Annotated in this window: 16 protein-coding genes and 3 pseudogenes; 11 read left to right on the plus strand and 8 right to left on the minus strand. The window is 39.4% G+C overall.

Going from position 1 to position 17,731, the window contains the following annotated elements; all coding sequences use genetic code 11:
* The first annotated feature begins 148 nt into the window (after positions 1–148).
* Entirely contained in the window at positions 149–2,356 is a 2,208-nt protein-coding gene (locus FJR04_RS23270; RefSeq protein ID WP_371718711.1) for an NACHT domain-containing NTPase, read from the plus strand.
* Here the strand turns inward: FJR04_RS23270 and FJR04_RS23275 are convergent.
* On the minus strand, positions 2,353–3,036 hold the full coding sequence (locus FJR04_RS23275) for a DsbA family protein (RefSeq protein WP_168499305.1): 684 nt from the start codon (positions 3,034–3,036) through the stop codon (positions 2,353–2,355). The genes FJR04_RS23270 and FJR04_RS23275 overlap by 4 nt on opposite strands.
* 227 nt (positions 3,037–3,263) lie before the next feature.
* Between FJR04_RS23275 and FJR04_RS23280 the strand changes: the two genes are divergently transcribed.
* The 5 genes and pseudogenes from FJR04_RS23280 (at position 3,264) to FJR04_RS23300 (ending at position 7,237) form a co-directional block, all read left to right on the plus strand.
* The gene (locus FJR04_RS23280; protein WP_168499307.1) at positions 3,264–3,446 is read left to right on the plus strand and encodes a CsbD family protein; all 183 of its coding nucleotides are present in this window, start codon (positions 3,264–3,266) and stop codon (positions 3,444–3,446) included.
* 406 nt (positions 3,447–3,852) lie between these two features.
* Entirely contained in the window at positions 3,853–4,188 is a 336-nt protein-coding gene (locus FJR04_RS23285) for a CsbD family protein (protein WP_254445360.1), read from the plus strand.
* Between the two features lie 286 nt (positions 4,189–4,474).
* Positions 4,475–6,127 carry an alpha-amylase family glycosyl hydrolase gene (locus FJR04_RS23290; RefSeq protein ID WP_168499311.1) on the plus strand — a complete coding sequence of 551 codons (1,653 nt, stop codon included), beginning with the start codon at positions 4,475–4,477 and terminating at the stop codon, positions 6,125–6,127.
* A gap of 49 nt (positions 6,128–6,176) precedes the next feature.
* Positions 6,177–6,470 (plus strand): annotated as a pseudogene (locus tag FJR04_RS23295) (GlsB/YeaQ/YmgE family stress response membrane protein).
* 152 nt (positions 6,471–6,622) lie between these two features.
* Positions 6,623–7,237, plus strand: coding sequence for a hypothetical protein (locus FJR04_RS23300; protein WP_168499313.1), 615 nt, complete (start codon positions 6,623–6,625; stop codon positions 7,235–7,237).
* Between the two features lie 177 nt (positions 7,238–7,414).
* Here the strand turns inward: FJR04_RS23300 and FJR04_RS23305 are convergent, their stop codons facing one another.
* From FJR04_RS23305 to FJR04_RS23335, 7 genes and pseudogenes are all read right to left on the minus strand, one after another.
* A complete protein-coding gene (locus FJR04_RS23305; RefSeq protein ID WP_168499315.1) occupies positions 7,415–8,053 on the minus strand; it encodes a phosphoribosyltransferase in 639 nt (212 codons plus the stop codon).
* Complete coding sequence (locus tag FJR04_RS23310) at positions 8,050–8,400, minus strand: Hpt domain-containing protein (RefSeq protein ID WP_168499317.1); 351 nt, start codon at positions 8,398–8,400, stop codon at positions 8,050–8,052. Before FJR04_RS23310 ends, FJR04_RS23305 begins: the two co-directional genes overlap by 4 nt.
* A gap of 103 nt (positions 8,401–8,503) precedes the next feature.
* Positions 8,504–9,133: a ribonuclease D gene (locus tag FJR04_RS23315; protein WP_168499319.1), complete on the minus strand. Its 630-nt coding sequence runs from the start codon at positions 9,131–9,133 to the stop codon at positions 8,504–8,506.
* Between the two features lie 89 nt (positions 9,134–9,222).
* A complete protein-coding gene (locus FJR04_RS23320; RefSeq protein WP_168499321.1) occupies positions 9,223–9,771 on the minus strand; it encodes a CAP domain-containing protein in 549 nt (182 codons plus the stop codon).
* 439 nt (positions 9,772–10,210) lie between these two features.
* Positions 10,211–10,726 carry a CAP domain-containing protein gene (locus tag FJR04_RS23325; RefSeq protein WP_168499322.1) on the minus strand — a complete coding sequence of 172 codons (516 nt, stop codon included), beginning with the start codon at positions 10,724–10,726 and terminating at the stop codon, positions 10,211–10,213.
* A 153-nt stretch (positions 10,727–10,879) separates the two neighbouring features.
* Positions 10,880–12,118 carry a tryptophan synthase subunit beta gene (gene trpB / locus FJR04_RS23330; RefSeq protein WP_168499324.1) on the minus strand — a complete coding sequence of 413 codons (1,239 nt, stop codon included), beginning with the start codon at positions 12,116–12,118 and terminating at the stop codon, positions 10,880–10,882.
* 204 nt (positions 12,119–12,322) lie between these two features.
* A pseudogene (locus FJR04_RS23335) lies at positions 12,323–12,757 on the minus strand (DUF2887 domain-containing protein); the annotation flags it as partial.
* A 423-nt stretch (positions 12,758–13,180) separates the two neighbouring features.
* On the opposite strand from FJR04_RS23335, the gene FJR04_RS23340 reads away from it, so the two are divergent.
* From FJR04_RS23340 to FJR04_RS23360, 5 genes and pseudogenes are all read left to right on the plus strand, one after another.
* Positions 13,181–15,292 carry a bifunctional serine/threonine-protein kinase/formylglycine-generating enzyme family protein gene (locus FJR04_RS23340; RefSeq protein WP_168499331.1) on the plus strand — a complete coding sequence of 704 codons (2,112 nt, stop codon included), beginning with the start codon at positions 13,181–13,183 and terminating at the stop codon, positions 15,290–15,292.
* Between the two features lie 110 nt (positions 15,293–15,402).
* Entirely contained in the window at positions 15,403–15,753 is a 351-nt protein-coding gene (avd, locus tag FJR04_RS23345) for a diversity-generating retroelement protein Avd (protein WP_168499333.1), read from the plus strand.
* A gap of 117 nt (positions 15,754–15,870) precedes the next feature.
* A complete protein-coding gene (locus FJR04_RS23350; RefSeq protein ID WP_168499335.1) occupies positions 15,871–16,938 on the plus strand; it encodes an RNA-directed DNA polymerase in 1,068 nt (355 codons plus the stop codon).
* 32 nt (positions 16,939–16,970) lie between these two features.
* Positions 16,971–17,177, plus strand: a pseudogene (locus tag FJR04_RS23355) (SUMF1/EgtB/PvdO family nonheme iron enzyme); the annotation flags it as partial.
* Between the two features lie 208 nt (positions 17,178–17,385).
* Complete coding sequence (locus FJR04_RS23360) at positions 17,386–17,640, plus strand: hypothetical protein (protein ID WP_168499337.1); 255 nt, start codon at positions 17,386–17,388, stop codon at positions 17,638–17,640.
* Positions 17,641–17,731: the final 91 nt, after the last annotated feature.

The following is a 17,731-nucleotide window of genomic DNA, read 5'->3' on the forward strand; positions in this document are numbered from 1 at the left end:
ACGTTTGTTTGATTGGTGCTTTTAAATATCTATTTAAGTTGTTCATTTTATGGTCAAGAGATCCCTCCAGGCCTCCCTGTCTGGAATTCAACAGGCTAAACGCGCGTTTGCTATCAAGGGGTGGACACAGGAAAACTTGGCAGGAGAAGTGAACGTAAAGACCCGCCAGCCGATTGGGCGATTTTTCACGGGAAAACCTGTCGATCGCCAAATTTTTATGGAAATTTGTGAAATTTTAGATTTAGATTGGCGAGAGATTGCGGATAATGCACCTGCGGAATTTCCTGAACCCGGTAAGCTGGTTGAGATGGCCTCTCTAGATATTGATAGTCTAGTCCAACAGATGCGATCGCAACATCAAGACACCATTCAAAATCAGTGTGGTATCGTGCAGTTATTAGATATCAGCCGTCCTGTCAGCATTGATGACATCTATGTAGATGTGAATATTTTGGAAGAAATTGCCAGTCAACAATGGTTTGAGATTGCTGACCTACAAAACTTAAAACCCGCTGAATTTGATCGCGTGGGATTGGCAGAGGTTAATCAGAAGCAAATACCAGGGATACAGGCTGTTAAAACTTACTCGAAGCTCAGAGTTCTTGGTAAACCGGGAGTTGGCAAAACCATATTTTTGCAACATCTGGCAATTCAGTGTAATCGGGGTGAGTTTGCCAAAAATCAAGTGCCGATTTTCATCGCGCTGAGAGATTTTGCTGAAGAGTCCAGGGATAATAACAAATTTAGTCTTCTGAATTACATTCATCACACATTTCTCACTTCTGGAATTTCCCACCCGGCTGAGATTGAAAGCTTACTGCAAGCGGGTCGAGTCCTGCTGTTGCTAGATGCTATGGATGAAGTGCCAAACCAGGACATTACAGCGGTTCTCAGCGAGATTCGCAAATTCTCGGAAAAATATCACAAAAATCAGTTCGTGGCCACCTGCCGCACCGCTGCCCGAAAACTGCAACTGCGAGGCTTTACCGATGTAGAAATTGCTCCCTTTGCCCAGGCTCAAATCATCACTTTCGCCCGAAAGTGGTTTGTGACACTGACCAAAACAACTGTTAAATCAGGACAGGAGCAGTCTGCTCAGTTTATTCAGAAATTGGAATTGCCGGAAAACAAGCAGTATCGGCAAATGGCGGTAACACCACTGTTTCTGCATCTGGCTTGCTCGGTGTTTCATGGTCAGGATAAATTTCCGACTCAACGGACAGAATTTTATAAGCAAGGATTGGATTTGCTGCTGGGCAAATGGGATGAATCCAAAGGCATCGGCCGGGATGATGTTGATCGAGGGCTTTTATTGCCTCAAAAGTTGAAGCTGCTGAATCAACTGGCGGCTGTTACCTTTGAACAGGGGCAGTATTTTTTTGAGCAACGGGTTATTGAGCAATATATTGGGGACTATTTACGAAATTTGCCTAACGCAACTATAGAACCAGAGGAACTGCAACTCGAAAGCGAAGCGATGTTAAAAGAGATCGAGGCTCAACATGGGTTACTCACAGAACGAGCGCGAGGAATTTTTTCGTTTTCCTATCTAGCATTTCAAGAATACTTTACGGCTCGAAAAATCGTTGCTAGTCTTAATCTCCGGTCATTAGAACAAGCATTAGAAGGATTAGTCAGTCACATTACTGATTCGCACTGGCGTGAAGTTTTCTTGTTAACGGCTACTATGTTGCGAAGTGCTGATTCAATGGTGCAGTTAATGAAGCAGCAAATTGATGTCTTAGTTGCTCAAGACCCCTATCTGCAAGAATTTTTGATGTGGGCTAACCAAAAATCCCAAACAGTTTCCACTAGTCCCAATGTTGCCACATCACGAGCGTTTTATCTTGCCCTTGCCCAGTCACCCCAGGCAGCGGCTAAGTTAGCCTTGGCCAGCACCCTCGATGAGGGGATGTTTTTGGATGCAGCCTTAGATAGTTTGCTACTAGAATCGGCGATTGATCATAGTCAAGATTTTGCCTATGCCCATGCCTGTAGCGAAGCACTCAACAATATTCTGGTGATGGTTCTAGATGCTGGGTTTTATAAGTCTTTACAACAACTTAAAGACCAATTACCATCTTCTAGTCAAAACCGGGAACGGCTTCAGGAATGGTGGCAGAAAAACTATTCAGCCTGGGTGGAACAGTTGAAAGGTGCGATCGCTCAACACCGAAATAATAAATATCCCTGGCAGTTTAGTTCTGAGCAACAGCAAGTCCTGGAAAGCTACTACAATGCCAATCAACTCCTAGTTGATTGCTTGAATAGTAACTGCGAAGTAACAACGGCAATCCGGGAAGAAATTGAAGCCACATTGCTACTTCCGAAAAAGGAACTAGTACCGCAGGTTTAACACCAGGATTGCTCTTCTGGGGGATTGTGCAGCAACTCGCGGATATTAGCTTCAATGACGCGGTAGCCGACATTGCCGTTGAGCCGTTGTCTTCCCTCATTAAAAATCAGGGTAGGGCTAACAGACACGGTATGCTCTTTCACTAAATCAAAATCCTTGGTTAATTGGGCATAAGCTTCACCACTATCAATCTGTGCCTGGATAGCGGCAATTGGTAATTTTAACTCTTCGGCAATAGCAAATTGCACCCGGCGATCAGAAATATTCGCTAGTTTGGTAAAAAATGCGGATCGAAATGCCCAAATGGCTTTTTCAAAAACCTGATCTGATTTTTGGACAATTTCTTTGGTTTCTAATAATTGGATTGCATGAAGAAAGAGATGGCAGGATGCAGATGAGGCAGGAATTGCTTCCGTCCAAATATCAGGATGAACGGTGATGTGATTAAACTTTTTTACAACTTCCTGAACGTGATGACTATATCCTTTGAAGCCACCGCGTTCGCACCATCGCTTCTCTAACTTTTCACGGGCATTTCCAAAGATAGGGACAAAGTGCTGCTCAATGGCGATTTTGTCTTGAAAATTTGTTGCTAATTCATCAAGACGAATTTGAGCAATATACGCCCAAACACAGAGAACATCAGAAAAGTAGGAGATACGAATTGGTTCTTCTATCATGATTTAGCGATCGCTTTTTTGCTATTTTTTGGCTTGCAAAACAAACTTTGATCAATTTTAGCATCATTTATTTAAATTGCATTTTCAACCTGTTTTTCTTACGTTTTGTATCGTATTCAATCAATTCATACAATTCATTCATTAACTAACCCAGCCCTCTGTCAAGATAAATAATATAACCCAAAGTTGTTAATTCCACTCAGCAATATTTAAGAAGGAACAAGATTATGAGTTTAGAAGATAAAGTTAAGGCAACCGCCAAAAATATTGAAGGTAAAATTCAAGAAGTTGTGGGCGATATCACTGGAGATCCTAAAACCCAAGCAGAAGGTAAGGCAAAACAAGTAGAAGCAGCAATTCAACATACTGTTGAAAATGTGAAAGATCAAGTCAAAGATACAATAGACTAATACCATTTCTCGCTGAAGCTGCGCTCAAGAAATTTGTTAAAAAAGTTCGACACAAACTCAACACAAATTATGCTTTTGGCTTAGTCATAGACGTGCCATGCCAGCTATCAAAAAGAATTGGGATAATAACATTTTCCAGCAAGTCTAGGTGGTAAACAGGCTATCTAGACTTTCTAGTTTAACCGGAAAATTGATAAATACAACAACCATTATTTTAGCAATCAAATAACATTTGAGACTTAACATGATTTTTTCACTTCACTATGTCCGTAAGTTTCTGATAACGATTAGTCTAGTTGCATTCATCTCAACTACTATAGCTTTTAGCTTTGCGTCTGAAAATAGTTGGGCTGCAACTTCACTCATGCTCAGAATTAACCAACCACAAACTCAAATTGCAACAATCATGAATCGAGCAGAAGCAGTTACGAAGAATATCGAAGGTAAAACTCAAGAAGTGATTGGCAATATCACAGGCAACCCTAAAGATCAAGTGATGGGAAAAGCCAAGCAAATAGAAAGTCAGGCGCTTAATGTAGCAGAAGATGTGAAAGACAGCATGAGTTTGCAAGGAAGAGCAAAGGCTGTCACAAAAAATCTTGAGGGCAAGGTACAAGAAGCGGTTGGCAATATAACTGGCAATCCTAAAGATCAAGCGATGGGAAAAGCTAAACAAGTAGAAAGTCAAGCTCTTAATGTAGTAGAGGATATGAAAGCTAAAGGTCGAGATATGCTCAATTAAGGCATTTATTAAGCGTCGGTTAAGTCAATTGCATAATGAGAGAAGTTAATTAAAACCAAGTAATTTTGACTGCCGTCGTTATCCTCTTTGTCCTCTGGTTGTGAGGATTTTCAATTGATATTGGCGGTGGCTTAATCTACTTGCTTTTGATTCTCATTGGATTGGTCTAAAATTTGGTGCTGAGTCGCACCATATAACTTAACTTAGCCAATAGTGCTTTCACTAAGTGGGTTTAGATAAACATTTTTCCTAGCATTTTTAAGAATTTTCACTCTCAATAGGTTCTATGACTAACTCAATTGAATTCAAGTTGTTTGCTCCCTACAATCAAGGAGTGGCATTAATCGGATCTTTTTCCAACTGGGAAGAAATTGCTATGGAAAAAGGTAAAGACGGTTATTTCCGTATCTCTGTAAAATTGGCAGACGGCAATCATCAATATAAATTTCGAGTTCAATCCCGGAGCTGGTTTTTTGAACCAGACCAATGGGTAGAAGTAATAGACCCTTATGCAACAGATATTGATAACCCTAGTCAGAATGCGGTGGTGTGCATTAAAGACGGCGATCGCATTATTGATACTTACGTCTGGCAACACGATGACAAACCTCTGCCAGCAGATAGTGAATTAGTCATTTATGAACTTCATGTTGGTGACTTTTCTGGGGGTGAGGATGACTCTAAGGCTCGTGGCAAGTATCAGCACGTTATTGAAAAATTAGATCACCTTTGTGAACTGGGCATTAACGCCATTGAATTGATGCCGATTAAGGAATATCCGGGAGATCATAGCTGGGGCTACAACCCTCGCCACTTTTTCGCTACTGAATCTAGCTATGGTTCGACGATGGGGTTAAAGCAGCTAATTGATTCATGCCATGAGCGGGGTATCCGCGTCATCATGGACGGCATCTATAACCACTCAGAATCAGAAGCCCCTCTCACGCAGATTGATCATGATTACTGGTATCACCACTCTCCCCGCGATCCTGATAACAACTGGGGACCTGAGTTTAACTACGAACTCTACGATGAAACTCTGGAAACATACCCAGCCCGGCAGTTTGTCGGCGATAATGTGCGTTTTTGGATTGAAGAGTATCATACTGACGGTATTCGCTTCGATGCAGCCAGGCAAATTGCTAACTATGATTTAATGCACTGGATTGTTCAGGAAGCTAAAAAAGCCGCTGGGATGAAGCCTTTTTACACCGTAGCCGAACACATTCCTGAGACAACTAGCATCACCAATGCTGATGGTCCGATGGATGGCTGCTGGCACGATAGTTTCCGCCACGTGATTACAGTACATATTTGTGGCGATACTTTTGATTTAGAAAGCCTCAAGGATGTGATTGATTGCAAACGAAAAGGCTTTATGGGTGCGACTAATGTTGTCAATTATCTTACTAACCATGATCACAATCACTTGATGGTCGAGTTAAGCGATCGCAATATTTTTAATGAAGAAGCATTCAAGCGAATTAAGTTAGGAGTAGCTCTCCTGATGACAGCAGTTGGTGTTCCACTAATTTGGATGGGTGAAGAGTTTGGTGAGTATAAGTACAAAACACCTGAATCATCCAAAATAGATTGGAAACTGATGGGCAATGACCAGAATAGTAGTTTGTTTACATATTACAAAGGCTTGATTGGGCTGCGGAAAAATAATCATGCACTTTACGCTGAAAATATTGATTTTTTCCACGAAAATGTAGAGGCTAAAGTTTTCGCCTACACCCGTTGGAATGATCAAGGTTCTCGGATAGTTGTCGTGGCCAATTTTTCCGACAATTTTTTGGCAGGATATCACATTCCTAACTTCCCAGCCAATGGAAAATGGCACGAGTGGACAGGTAATTATGATATTGAATCTGGGGATGATGGCATTATGACTGACTTGGGATCTTACGAAGCCAAAGTCTTTGTTTGGCAATAGAAATTTACACCGCTGACTTCTGAATTCTTACAAAAAGGTTTTAGTTACTATGACTCTTGTTACTTGGATCATCTTAGGTTTAATTGCAGGTGCGATAGCGTAGCGCTCCGTAGGAATCGCTAAGGCACTTGATCCGGCTGCTAGAGGCAGCGGCATTCTAGGAACTCTGTTTCTAGGCATAATTGGTGCATTTGTTGGTGGTACATTAGCCAATTTGATCACGACTGGAAAGTTTGTTCTGGTTGGTTCTAGTCTCACTCCTTCTGGAGTTTTCATTGCTGTGATTGGTGCTGTTATCGCTGTATTTGTTTGGCACAGAATTAATGGCAGATATATTTCTTAAAAATAACTAAGTAAGTGAACGGAAAAAACAAAAATGTGTAACTAAAAGTAAAATCTCCCAAAACCTCTTCTGGAGTTCCCTGTTCCCTTTTTTTGTAAATTTGACACTTTCAGAATTATTTACATACTTATTTCCCACTTACCGAGTATCTTATGAATAACCCCAAAACTCCCAATTCTCATAACAGTGAAGATAATCTGAACCAGGAGAAGAAACAATCCTATGGTGATGGTTACGTTGATGGCAACATTGATGGTAATATCTCTCAAAGTCGTGTTCAAAAAGAAGTACAAACAATTCGTGATCAACATAATGCTGCTAGTGGTTTAGTTCTTGGTATCTTTATCGCTGCTGTACTAGGATTTAGTGGACTTGTTTATTTCTTTTGGGGGCGACAACCCGCTACCACAAAGGTAATTGTTTTACCTACTCCTGCGGTTTCTCAACAGCCAGAGAAACAGACAACTATCATTGAAAAAACGAATACTATTGAGCGTGTTCCCGTGATCGTTCCAGCCCCTCAACAAAGTGCGCCTAATGTCAATGTTAAAATTGACGTTCCCCGATCACAAACACCTAATAATCCACCCCCTGCCGTAACTCCACAAAACACGACAATTAACGTAGCTCCCCCTGCATCGTCTGTGGAGACTCCAAACTCTATCTCTAGCCCAAATCCGTCCAATTCAAGTTCACAGACCCAAGAATCGCCTAATACAGGTAGTGTGCTGCCAGCAGATCGCAATTCAACTGATTCCAATCCATAATCAAGTAGACTCCTGACTTCTAACTGGGCGCAGGCCCTGCGCCCCTACCTCCTATTTTCGGCGTTGCTGAATTAGGGTATGAAATTCAAAAATCAATGATTTCAAACTCTTACTCTCTGTGACTGGAGCGCCTCTGCGTGAAACAAAATCATACTCTTAATCAGCAACGCCCTATTTTCAAACACCGTCTAAAAGTGTGCGGACTTCGTTATCTGTAGTTTGGGTAAAATCTTCATACCACCAACCAATTGCAGACATGATTTCTGGAGATTGCAAACAAACTACATCATCTACTTCTAAACATAATTCCTCACAAGTATTAAGCGGTGCAACAGGAACTGCAACGACAATTTTTGCCGGTTGCTGTTGTCGGAGGATAGCCAAAGCTGCACGCATAGTTGCAGCAGTCGCAATCCCGTCATCTACGATAATGATTGTTTTATTGTTAATATTAATAGGCGGTTTATCATCTCGATAAGTCTTCTCTCTTCGTCTTAATTCTAGCAATTCCTGGTTAACAACTTTAGTAATTGCGGAAGTGTCTATTCCTAAAGAATCAATTACATCCTGGTTGAAAACAATAATATTTTGAGAAGCGATCGCTCCCATAGCTAATTCTTTATGTCCAGGGACACCAAGTTTTCTGACTATGCAGACATCTAAGGGAGCATTCAAAAGTTTAGCTATTTCAAAGGCTACGGGTACACCACCACGAGGTAAAGCCAGTACCACTACATCTTTCTGGTGACTGTATGCTTTTAAATGTTGAGCTAACATTTGACCTGCTTGAGTGCGGTTAGAGAATTTTTTACTCATAACACTTGGGTTATTTTCTTTAAAGCAATTTCCACTTGTTCATATTCATGATTCAATTGTGACACCAATTCTAAAACCCCTACTAAATCACTATGCTTACCTTTTAATTCTAACTGTAAGCAAAGCTCTGAAAGATGAATTGCTCCTAAAGAAGCACTGCTCGACTTTAATTTATGGGCTGTCTTATAAATGGTATCAGCGTCTTGATTGATCACAGATGTTTGAATATCTTTAACCATGTTAGCTGATTCCATCAGGTAACAGTTAATAATTTTTACTAAAAATTCTTTATCCCCAGATAGCATACCTAATAATGCTTGCAAAGCTTGAGTATTTATTGAGGACATTTGTAAAATTTGTTCTACTGGATTTCTGATGTTAAATTAACGGTTTCAGGGAAGAGGCAGGGGGAAGATTTTTCCCAATTACCTATTACCAATTCCCAATTAATTAATGTTCAAATAAATCTTTGAATTGTAATAAATCTAAAGTAACTATTGTCGGCAGAATCTGAAAACATTCTTGGGCAATTTGCCAACGTTCTTCCCGTTGTAGCATGGTGGTGAGCTTTTGTTGTATGTTCAGTAAATAACGGACATCATTGGCGGCATAACTGAGTTGTGCTTCCGATAAATTTGTGGCATTACCCCAATCAGAACTTTGAGAACTTTTATCTAATTCTACCTTTTCTAATTCTAAAACTACCTCTTTGAGTCCATGACGATTCGTATAAGTCCGGGCTAATTTACTGGCGATTTTAGTACAAAAAATGGGCTGAACAACGATATCTAAATTATGTTTTAAGGTAGCAATATCAAACCTAGCAAAGTGGAAAACTTTGAGGGCGTGGGTTGCTTCCATCAGTGTTTTTAAATTTGGTGCTGTTGTTTGCCCCCTAGCGATGCGAATAGCGGTAACTTGCCCTTCTGGATTACAGAGTTGGACTAGACACAAGCGATCGCGCTGTGGTAAGAGTCCCATTGTTTCTGTATCAACAGCAATGGCTGGGGCTTTTAAATATTCAGCCAGGGTATCATCAGTTAAATCGCGATCGCAAACCTGGAAATCTTGTAATATCATGGGTTTCTCGACAATAAATTCTAGTATCTCTGGAGAAGTGATTTTTTCTAGAGACTATAATTTATTGTGCAGAAAAACAGCACCAAAATCTATCTCTTGTGTAAAAATATTTGTGTTAGGTAAACTTCACCTCGATTGTTAGTAGCGACACCAATTCCCGTTAAGTTGTATTTCCCTTGAATATTTTTCAGATGTCCAGGACTTTTTATCCAGCCAGAAACTGCTTCTTGGGCAGGATTGCTATATCCCATATTGAAAGCTACGTTTTCTGCTGCATTGTCATACTTGAGAGGGATTGCCTTCACCCGCTGTTCAAATCCATTATGACTAAAAGGAACTTTACCGTTAGCCATATTTTGACTGTGAATTCTGGCTTGTTGAGTTATTTTTTCATTTAAATTTAATTTTTGTAATCCCTGGGCTGCACGATATTCATTAATTTGGATAAAGACTGATTTCTCTAGATTCGTAGGTTGAAAAGCAAGCTTAGATATACTGGCTTGACTAGTAATGTTCAATGAATGCTTTTGATGAGCAGTTTTTTCTGGATCACTCTTACCTGGGTTTGCAGCATTCATAAAGCCACTACCAAGAACAAGCGTACTTAAAGCGATGCCAAAAGCAGTTTGTCTTAACATAGAGAATTAAGTAGTGTAATGTATGGATTTATTGGATATATACCCTATCTTCTGATTATCAGAATACATACCAGGATACTATTTGCCAAATATGACCCCAAGCATCATCAAATTTTTATAATTTAGATGAGTCTTTTGTATCCATATTTCTGTTTAATCTCTGCTCATACTAAATTAAGATGAAACTTCATGGAATTAGATTTCAGGAATTATTGACCGCAGATAAACGCAGATAAATACGGATGATGATTATTCTGTGCAGTTTCACATCCAATTGGTATCAGTTACTAATTTGTTAAAAAAAAGAGAACCCATCATTATAGGTTTGATAGATGTTATTTCCACTACATTTTTAATCAAAAATATTACTAAAAAATAGTATCCATTGGTAGATGTTATGGATACTAAATCTATTAACTAAATATTGTTTGCAAAAAACTTACCTTGAACGCAGGAAAATTTGTGTGAAATAAATTTGTCCTTTATTGTTATTTGCTACACCAATCCCAGTTAGGTTATAATTACCTTTGATGTTGGTTAAATGTCCTGAACTTTTCAGCCAGCCTTGAACAGCGGTTTTCGCAGGGTTTTGAGATCCTTGGTTATAGGCAACATTTTCCGCGACTCGACTGTAAGGAATATTTATCGCTGTCACTCGTGCTTGAAATCCGCCATGTCCAAAGGCAACTTTACCATTAGCCATATTTTGACTGTGAATTCTGGCTTGATTGTCAATTTTAGAGTTACGATTCAGTGCAGGTAAGTTTTGGGAAGATCGGTATTGATTGATTTGCCGGAAAACAGCAGCTTCAATTGCCGCTGTGTCAACAGTAGCTTGTGCCACCTGGTAGCTAGGATTTGATACTGAAGCAGAATTAGGTAATGAATTAGCGATCGCACCACTAACTAAAACTAATAAACCTGCACCAGCTATAGAAATAGTTTTTCTCAACATGATTTATCACCAGTTAAAATCTATAATTTACTCAATTATCGGTTTTTCCTCATGTAGGGGCGAAGCATTCGGGCGATAATTTATCGGTTTTTCCCAAGTTTATTTTCCGAATGCTTCGCCCTTACGCCAAATGCTTCGCCCTTACACTAAAATTTATTGGATCAAAAATTTCGCAACTGTTTGTACATCCTTGTCACCTCGTCCAGAACAGTTAATGATAATTTTGGGACTACCAGAAAGTTGGGGACAGAGAGTTTCTAGATAGGCGATCGCATGAGAAGTTTCCAAAGCTGGTATAATCCCCTCTAGCTTCGACAATCGTTGAAATGCTTCCAAAGCCTCGGCATCGGTCACGCTGTAATATTCTGCCCGGCCAATATCCTTCATATAACTGTGTTCTGGTCCCACGCCCGGATAATCTAAACCTGCACTAATAGAATGAGGTTCAATCACTTGTCCATCCTCATCTTGCAACAGATAACTCATCGAACCATGTAACACACCAACTTGTCCTTTTGTGAGAGTAGCCGCGTGTTTGCCAGTATTTACACCTTCACCAGCAGCTTCCACACCAATTAACCGTACAGATGCTTCTTTCACAAATTCGTGAAATAATCCCATTGCATTAGAACCACCACCCACACAAGCCATGAGAATATCAGGTAAACCGCCCCATTTTTCCATTGCTTGAGCGCGGGTTTCTTCCCCAATCACCGCATGAAAATCCCGTACCATCATTGGGTAAGGGTGAGGACCAGCCACAGAACCAAGGATGTAATGAGTAGTTTCTACATTCGTTACCCAGTCCCGGATGGCTTCAGAAGTGGCATCTTTGAGAGTTCCTGTCCCCGCAGACACCGGACGAACTTCCGCCCCCATCAATCGCATTCTGAACACATTTAAAGCTTGGCGTTCCATATCGTGAACACCCATATAAATCACGCATTCTAAACCAAAACGAGCGCAAACAGTCGCCGTAGCTACACCATGTTGTCCTGCACCAGTTTCAGCAATAATCCGCTGTTTACCCATCCGTTTGGCTAATAATACCTGACCGAGAGCATTATTAATTTTATGTGCGCCCGTATGATTTAAATCCTCACGCTTTAAGTAAATTTGCGCTCCTGTGCCATCAGGACGAGCATAATGAGCGGTAAGGCGTTCGGCAAAATATAAAGGTGTGGCACGTCCAACATAATCACGCAATAAACCTTGTAATTCAGTTTGAAACCCAGCTTCATTGCGGTATTGCTGATAAGCAGTTTCTAATTCAGCTAAAGCCGGCATCAATGTTTCAGGAACGTACTTACCACCAAAGCGGCCAAAGCGTCCCAAGGTATCGGGGACTGAAGCTGTTTGTGAGAAATTAGGAGAAAGGGGAGTAGTAGTCACGGATTGGATAAAATAAGAGAACAAAGTTAATTTTAATTCTAGACCTGATAAAGAGCATTATCGTTGAGGCTGGTGATTGGTGATTGGTGATTGGTGATTGGTGATTGGTGATTGGTGATAAAATTCCAGTTCTCATCCTGTAAATCCTTAAATCCTGGAAATCCTGATTCAGACAATTTCTCTAACTAGGTTAAATTAAGATCCTTAAATTTCCTTTTGTAAAACCTGAATTTGCTGAAGAGATAATTCCGTAACTTCAGCAATTTGTTCCAAACTCATCCCAATTCGTAACAAATTTAAAGCTAATTTTCTGGTTGTTTCAGCTTTACCTTCTTCCAAAGCTTCTTGGTAAACCCTTGTTTGTTTCAACTCACTTAAACCTAACATAGCTTCAATTTCCTCTCGGCTCTTTTTGGGTAATTTGTAGACGATAATTGTCTCAATTAGATTAATTAAATCCCGTTTAATAGTTACATCATTTAGTTTTTGGTTTGCTTGGGCAATTAAGCGTTTTGCTAGTGCTGGTGCAGCTTCCTCTGTTTCTATCACCAGTTTAACAACTCCTACCCCCAAAGAACTTTCTCCCAACTCATCTAAATAAATGCGTGTAACTCGCTCAAGCAGCAAGATTTCCCCAAATTGTAAATTCTCTTCTCGAACATTTTAAAAATCCCTAAATCAATCAATTTTGTAGGGGCAAACCCCCTGTGGTTGCCCCAAATACCGGGGTAGGCACGGGGGCGCTACCCCTACATTAAATCCAAATCTTTTATATAATTAATTTTACCTGCCTACTTAGAAAATCGTATCTGTTTTCACGGTAATTGAGTAATTCTTATATCTAATCTAGCTGAGGTTTCGCGCAAAGATACAAAGGAGCAAAGACGCAAAGGAAGAAAATTCTTGTTCCTAGTCTCCAAACAGGGAATGTCATTTTTGAGGTTCTACCTCCGGGTATAGTAGAGGTAGAGCTTCTCAGTGTGGGAACTAGAGAATGGGACATATTGCTATTCTATCCTGTATACTATTATTCATATATTTTTAAGCACTAATAGCCCTATTGTGAGTAAACTGGCAGGACGTTACCAAATTATACGAGAATTAGGCGGGGGGACTTTTGCTGTTACTTACCTCGCTCAAGACGATATGCAGCCCAGTAAACCTTTTTGCGTCGTCAAGCAACTGCGTCCTATTTACACAGATGCTCAGGTTTTAGGACTATTTGAAAAAGAAGCTGTAATTTTAGAGAAATTGGGTAAACATCCCCAAATTCCCACATTATTGGCACATTTTCAAGAAAATGATAAATTTTATATAATTCAAGAATATATTGATGGACATGACTTGAGCAAAGAAATCTTTGCAGGTAAGCGGTTGAGTGAAGGTTATGTAATTAAGTTATTGCAAGATATTTTAGAAGCGTTGGCTTTTGTTCACACACAGGGAGTTATTCATCGTGATATCAAACCCGCAAATCTCATGCGCCGTAAGGAAGATGGTAAAATTTGCTTGATAGATTTTGGCGCAGTTAAACAAATTGGTTCAATTATTCTCAACTCCCAAGGAGGAATTACACCAAGTCTGATTATTGGTTCTCCTGGATATATGCCCACTGAGCAAGGAATTGGTCAACCCTGTTATGCTAGTGATATTTACGCTGTAGGGATGACAGCTATTCACGCTTTGACAGGTATTAATCCCACGCATTTACAAGAAGATCCGCCCACCGGTGAGATAATTTGGCGGCATGATAAATTACAGATTAGTGAATATTTGGCAGAAGTTTTAACTACAATGGTGCGGCGTTATTTTAAAATGCGCTATCCTTCAGCAGTGGAAGCACTACAAGCATTAAAACCCCTACTAGAAGCATCTACGGGGACAATTCTTTTTACTCCTGCCAAAACTGCATATTGTAATGAAGTTGTGAAACGTCTGCAACAGGCAAATGGTAAACTATCTCCTGTGGCGTTGCAACTATTAGAAACGGAAAGGAAAAAGTTAGGGTTATCTCCAGCAGAAGCGAAGGAAATGTATGAGTTTGCACTTTCTCAAGCACAGGAATATGCACGGAAACTAAATGAATATGAAGACTTATTTTTTAAGGTTGTTAAAGTCCAATTTCCCTTTAATCAAGAAACAGAAGCAGAATTACAAGAATATCGTCATTCTTTAGGTTTAAACCCGGAAGATGTGGCTAATGTTGAAGAACGGGTTTTGGCACAAAGGCAGGTAGAATATGAACGTCAACCCAAAAAACCAAATCCTCCACCACCTCTACCAGAAAGGTTTTTAGGTATTCCTGTTACTACTTTTGAATTTGAAACGGCTAAGTTAATATCCAAGTCTGGATTTTTGGGTTTAGGAAAAGGTTGGGAAATTCAACGCAGTCGCAAAAAATCCAGATTATTTATTGAAGGCTTGGGAAATGATGTAAATTTAGAAATGGTGGCTATTCCTGGAGGGACTTTTATCATGGGTTCTCCAGAAAATGAGGAAAGTCGAAGTTCTGATGAAAGTCCCCAACATCAAGTTACTGTTCCCCCGTTTTTCATGGGTAAATATCCAGTTACTCAGAAACAATGGCAAGCTATAGCTGCTTTACCAAAGGTTAAGATTGATTTAGAATCTGATCCATCTAGGTTTAAAGGTGATAATTTACCAGTTGAGATGGTATCTTGGGACAGTGTTCAAGAATTTTGTGCCAGACTTTCTCAAAGGACTAGTAAAGCCTATCGTTTACCTAGTGAAGCTGAATGGGAATATGCTTGTCGTGGTGGAACTACTACCCCGTTTTATTTTGGGGAAACAATTTCCACAGATTTAGCAAATTATCATGGTGACTACACTTATGGTAATGGCGTAAAAGGAGAATATCGAAAACAAACCACAGATGTCGGAAAATTTCCGGCAAACTCTTTCGGTTTATATGATATGTGTGGTAATATATGGGAATGGTGCGAAGATGAGTGGCACGAAAATTATATAAATGCTCCAACTAATGGAGGTGCGTGGCTAGACGGTAGCAATAACGACATACGGCTGCTGCGTGGCGGTTCGTGGGACCTCATTCCCTGGGGCTGTCGCTCTGCTTATCGTGGCAGGGATAGGCGCGACGACGGGGCCGACTCTCTGGGTTTTCGTTTGGCTATTTCTCCCCCCAGGACTCTGTAGCCCTTTATACTTTTGTCCTCTTGCGCTCTGCGCTCTTGATTCTTTTCACTTCCCTAGCGTAACGGAGTGGAGCGATCAAAAATATTTTATTTAGATTTTGGGGATGATTGATGAGTGATTTACCTATAATACAGAAAACTTACGATTTAGTCAAGTGGTACGTCCCAATTATCAATCGTCTGCCCAGAAATCATAAATATCTGTTAGGTGATAGAATTATTACCGGACTCTATGATTTACTAGAAGGGTTGATTATCGCTCGTTATTCCCAAAATAAGTTAGTTGAGTTAGGCAACTTAAACACAAAATTGGATATTATCAGATATCAAACTCGCCTTTTGCTAGATTTTGATCTAATTAAAACAGAGCGTTATGAATATATCCAAAAATTAATAAATGAAATTGGCATAGATTTAGGTGGTTGGATAAAACAACAAAAACAAAAAGTAACGGGCGGTTAGAAACTGCGTCTACACAGGCGAAACCCACCTGCGTGGGTTAAGAACCTGAATTTATGATTAGTCCACGCAGGTGGACTTTGTTTGTATAGCCGCGACTTCCAGTCGCCAAGGCATAAAATGAAAACACATAATCATCTCTGGCAAGATATCACAGATTTTAGCAACTTACTAGCAGCATCTAAACAAGCACAAAAGGGTAAACGCTTTCGAGATAATGTTTTAGAATTTAACTACAATTTAGAACGAGAAATATTTAATTTACAAGCAGAACTCAGATCCAAAACTTATTTACCAGGAAAATATAAAACGTTCTATATTTTTGAATCTAAACCGCGCCTGATTTCTGCTGCACCTTATCGAGATAGAGTCATTCATCATGCGCTTTGTCATGTAGTTACACCAATATTTGAACGCACATTTGTTGATACTTCCTATGCTAACCGCATTGGATTTGGTTCTCATCGAGCTTTAAAAAAATTTACAGAGTTTGCGCGTTCTAGTCAATATGTATTATTAGCTGATATTTGTAAATATTTTCCGAGTATAGATCATGAAATATTAAAGTCAATTATCCGCAAGAAAATTAAATGTTCTGATACTTTATGGTTGATAGATAATATCATTGATCATAGTAATCCTCAAGAGCCAGTCAATTTTCATTTTATCGGTGATGATTTGTTGTCACCTTTATCCAGAAAGCGCGGTTTACCTATTGGTAATTTAACTAGCCAATTTATGGCTAATGTATATTTCAACTACTTTGATCATTTTATCAAAGAAACTCTGAAAATAAATAAATATCTTCGTTATGTTGACGATTTTGCTTTATTTGCTGATGATAAAGATTCATTAAAAACAGCCAGGCTGCAAATAGAAGCATATTTAGCAACATTAAGACTAAAAATTCATCCAATTAAAAGCCAAATATTTAGAACTAAATATGGAGCTAATTTCGTTGGTTTTCGGGTATTACCAGATAGAATTAGAGTCCGTGGTGATAGTCTAAGTCAAGGAATAAAAAAAAGAAAAATAATGCTGACAGAATACAATGAAGGCAAAATTGATGATAAAAAATTATCTCAATCTATCCAGAGTTGGTTTGCTCATTTAAAATATGGTAACACATGGCGATTAAGAAAGAAAATTATTAACTCCTTAGCTATTTCTGAAGAGTTTATAATTTGAATATTTTGTGTTAATCTAATGATTGGGGTAGGCAATTTCGGCTGCTGCGTGGCGGTTCGTGGAACAACAATCCCAGGAACTGTCGCTCTGCTAATCGTAACAGGAATAGGCGCGACAACAGGAACAACAATCTGGGTTTTCGTTTGGCTATTTCTCCCCCCAGCACTCTTCTACTGTCAGAACTGATAAATGGGAATTTATCGGGTGTACGCAAGAAGAGTCCAGACCTACTCCAGTGATATTGGTAACAATATCCGAAAATAAAACCGAGTCGGATAGCTTGGTAGGCTGTAAAGTCGAACAGTTGTCCGATTCATTAAAATTATCTGAATCAGGATTTAAGGATTTACAGGATGTGATAGTAAATCAAATTAGATGCTTGTAGAATTAAAGAAGATTCTGTTTAACAGATGATGAAAATGCTTTTTAGAAAAGGGAGCAAGTTAAATGACTATTGAAAACACTATTGTAGAAAAAGTACGGGTATTGTCACCAGAAAAACAACACCAAGTATTAGCCTTTATTCATTTACTGGAAAATGATGAATGGGAATTTTTATATCAAGGAAAATTTAAAGAATTACAGCAGGAAATTAATTTAGGAATTGTAGCAGCTAATAGAGGTGAATTTGTGGATGGTGAAGAACTATTTTCCGGGTTAAGAAACAAACTCCAGGAAAAACGTACTCAAGCTGGAAAATGAGCAACATTTGTAAATTTACAGTTCCAGCCAGTCGAGACATTGAGACTATTATTGATTATATAGCCGAAAATAGTAGTTTTAATGCTGCAAT

Source organism: Anabaena sp. UHCC 0204, from assembly GCF_009711975.1.
GTDB lineage: Bacteria > Cyanobacteriota > Cyanobacteriia > Cyanobacteriales > Nostocaceae > Dolichospermum.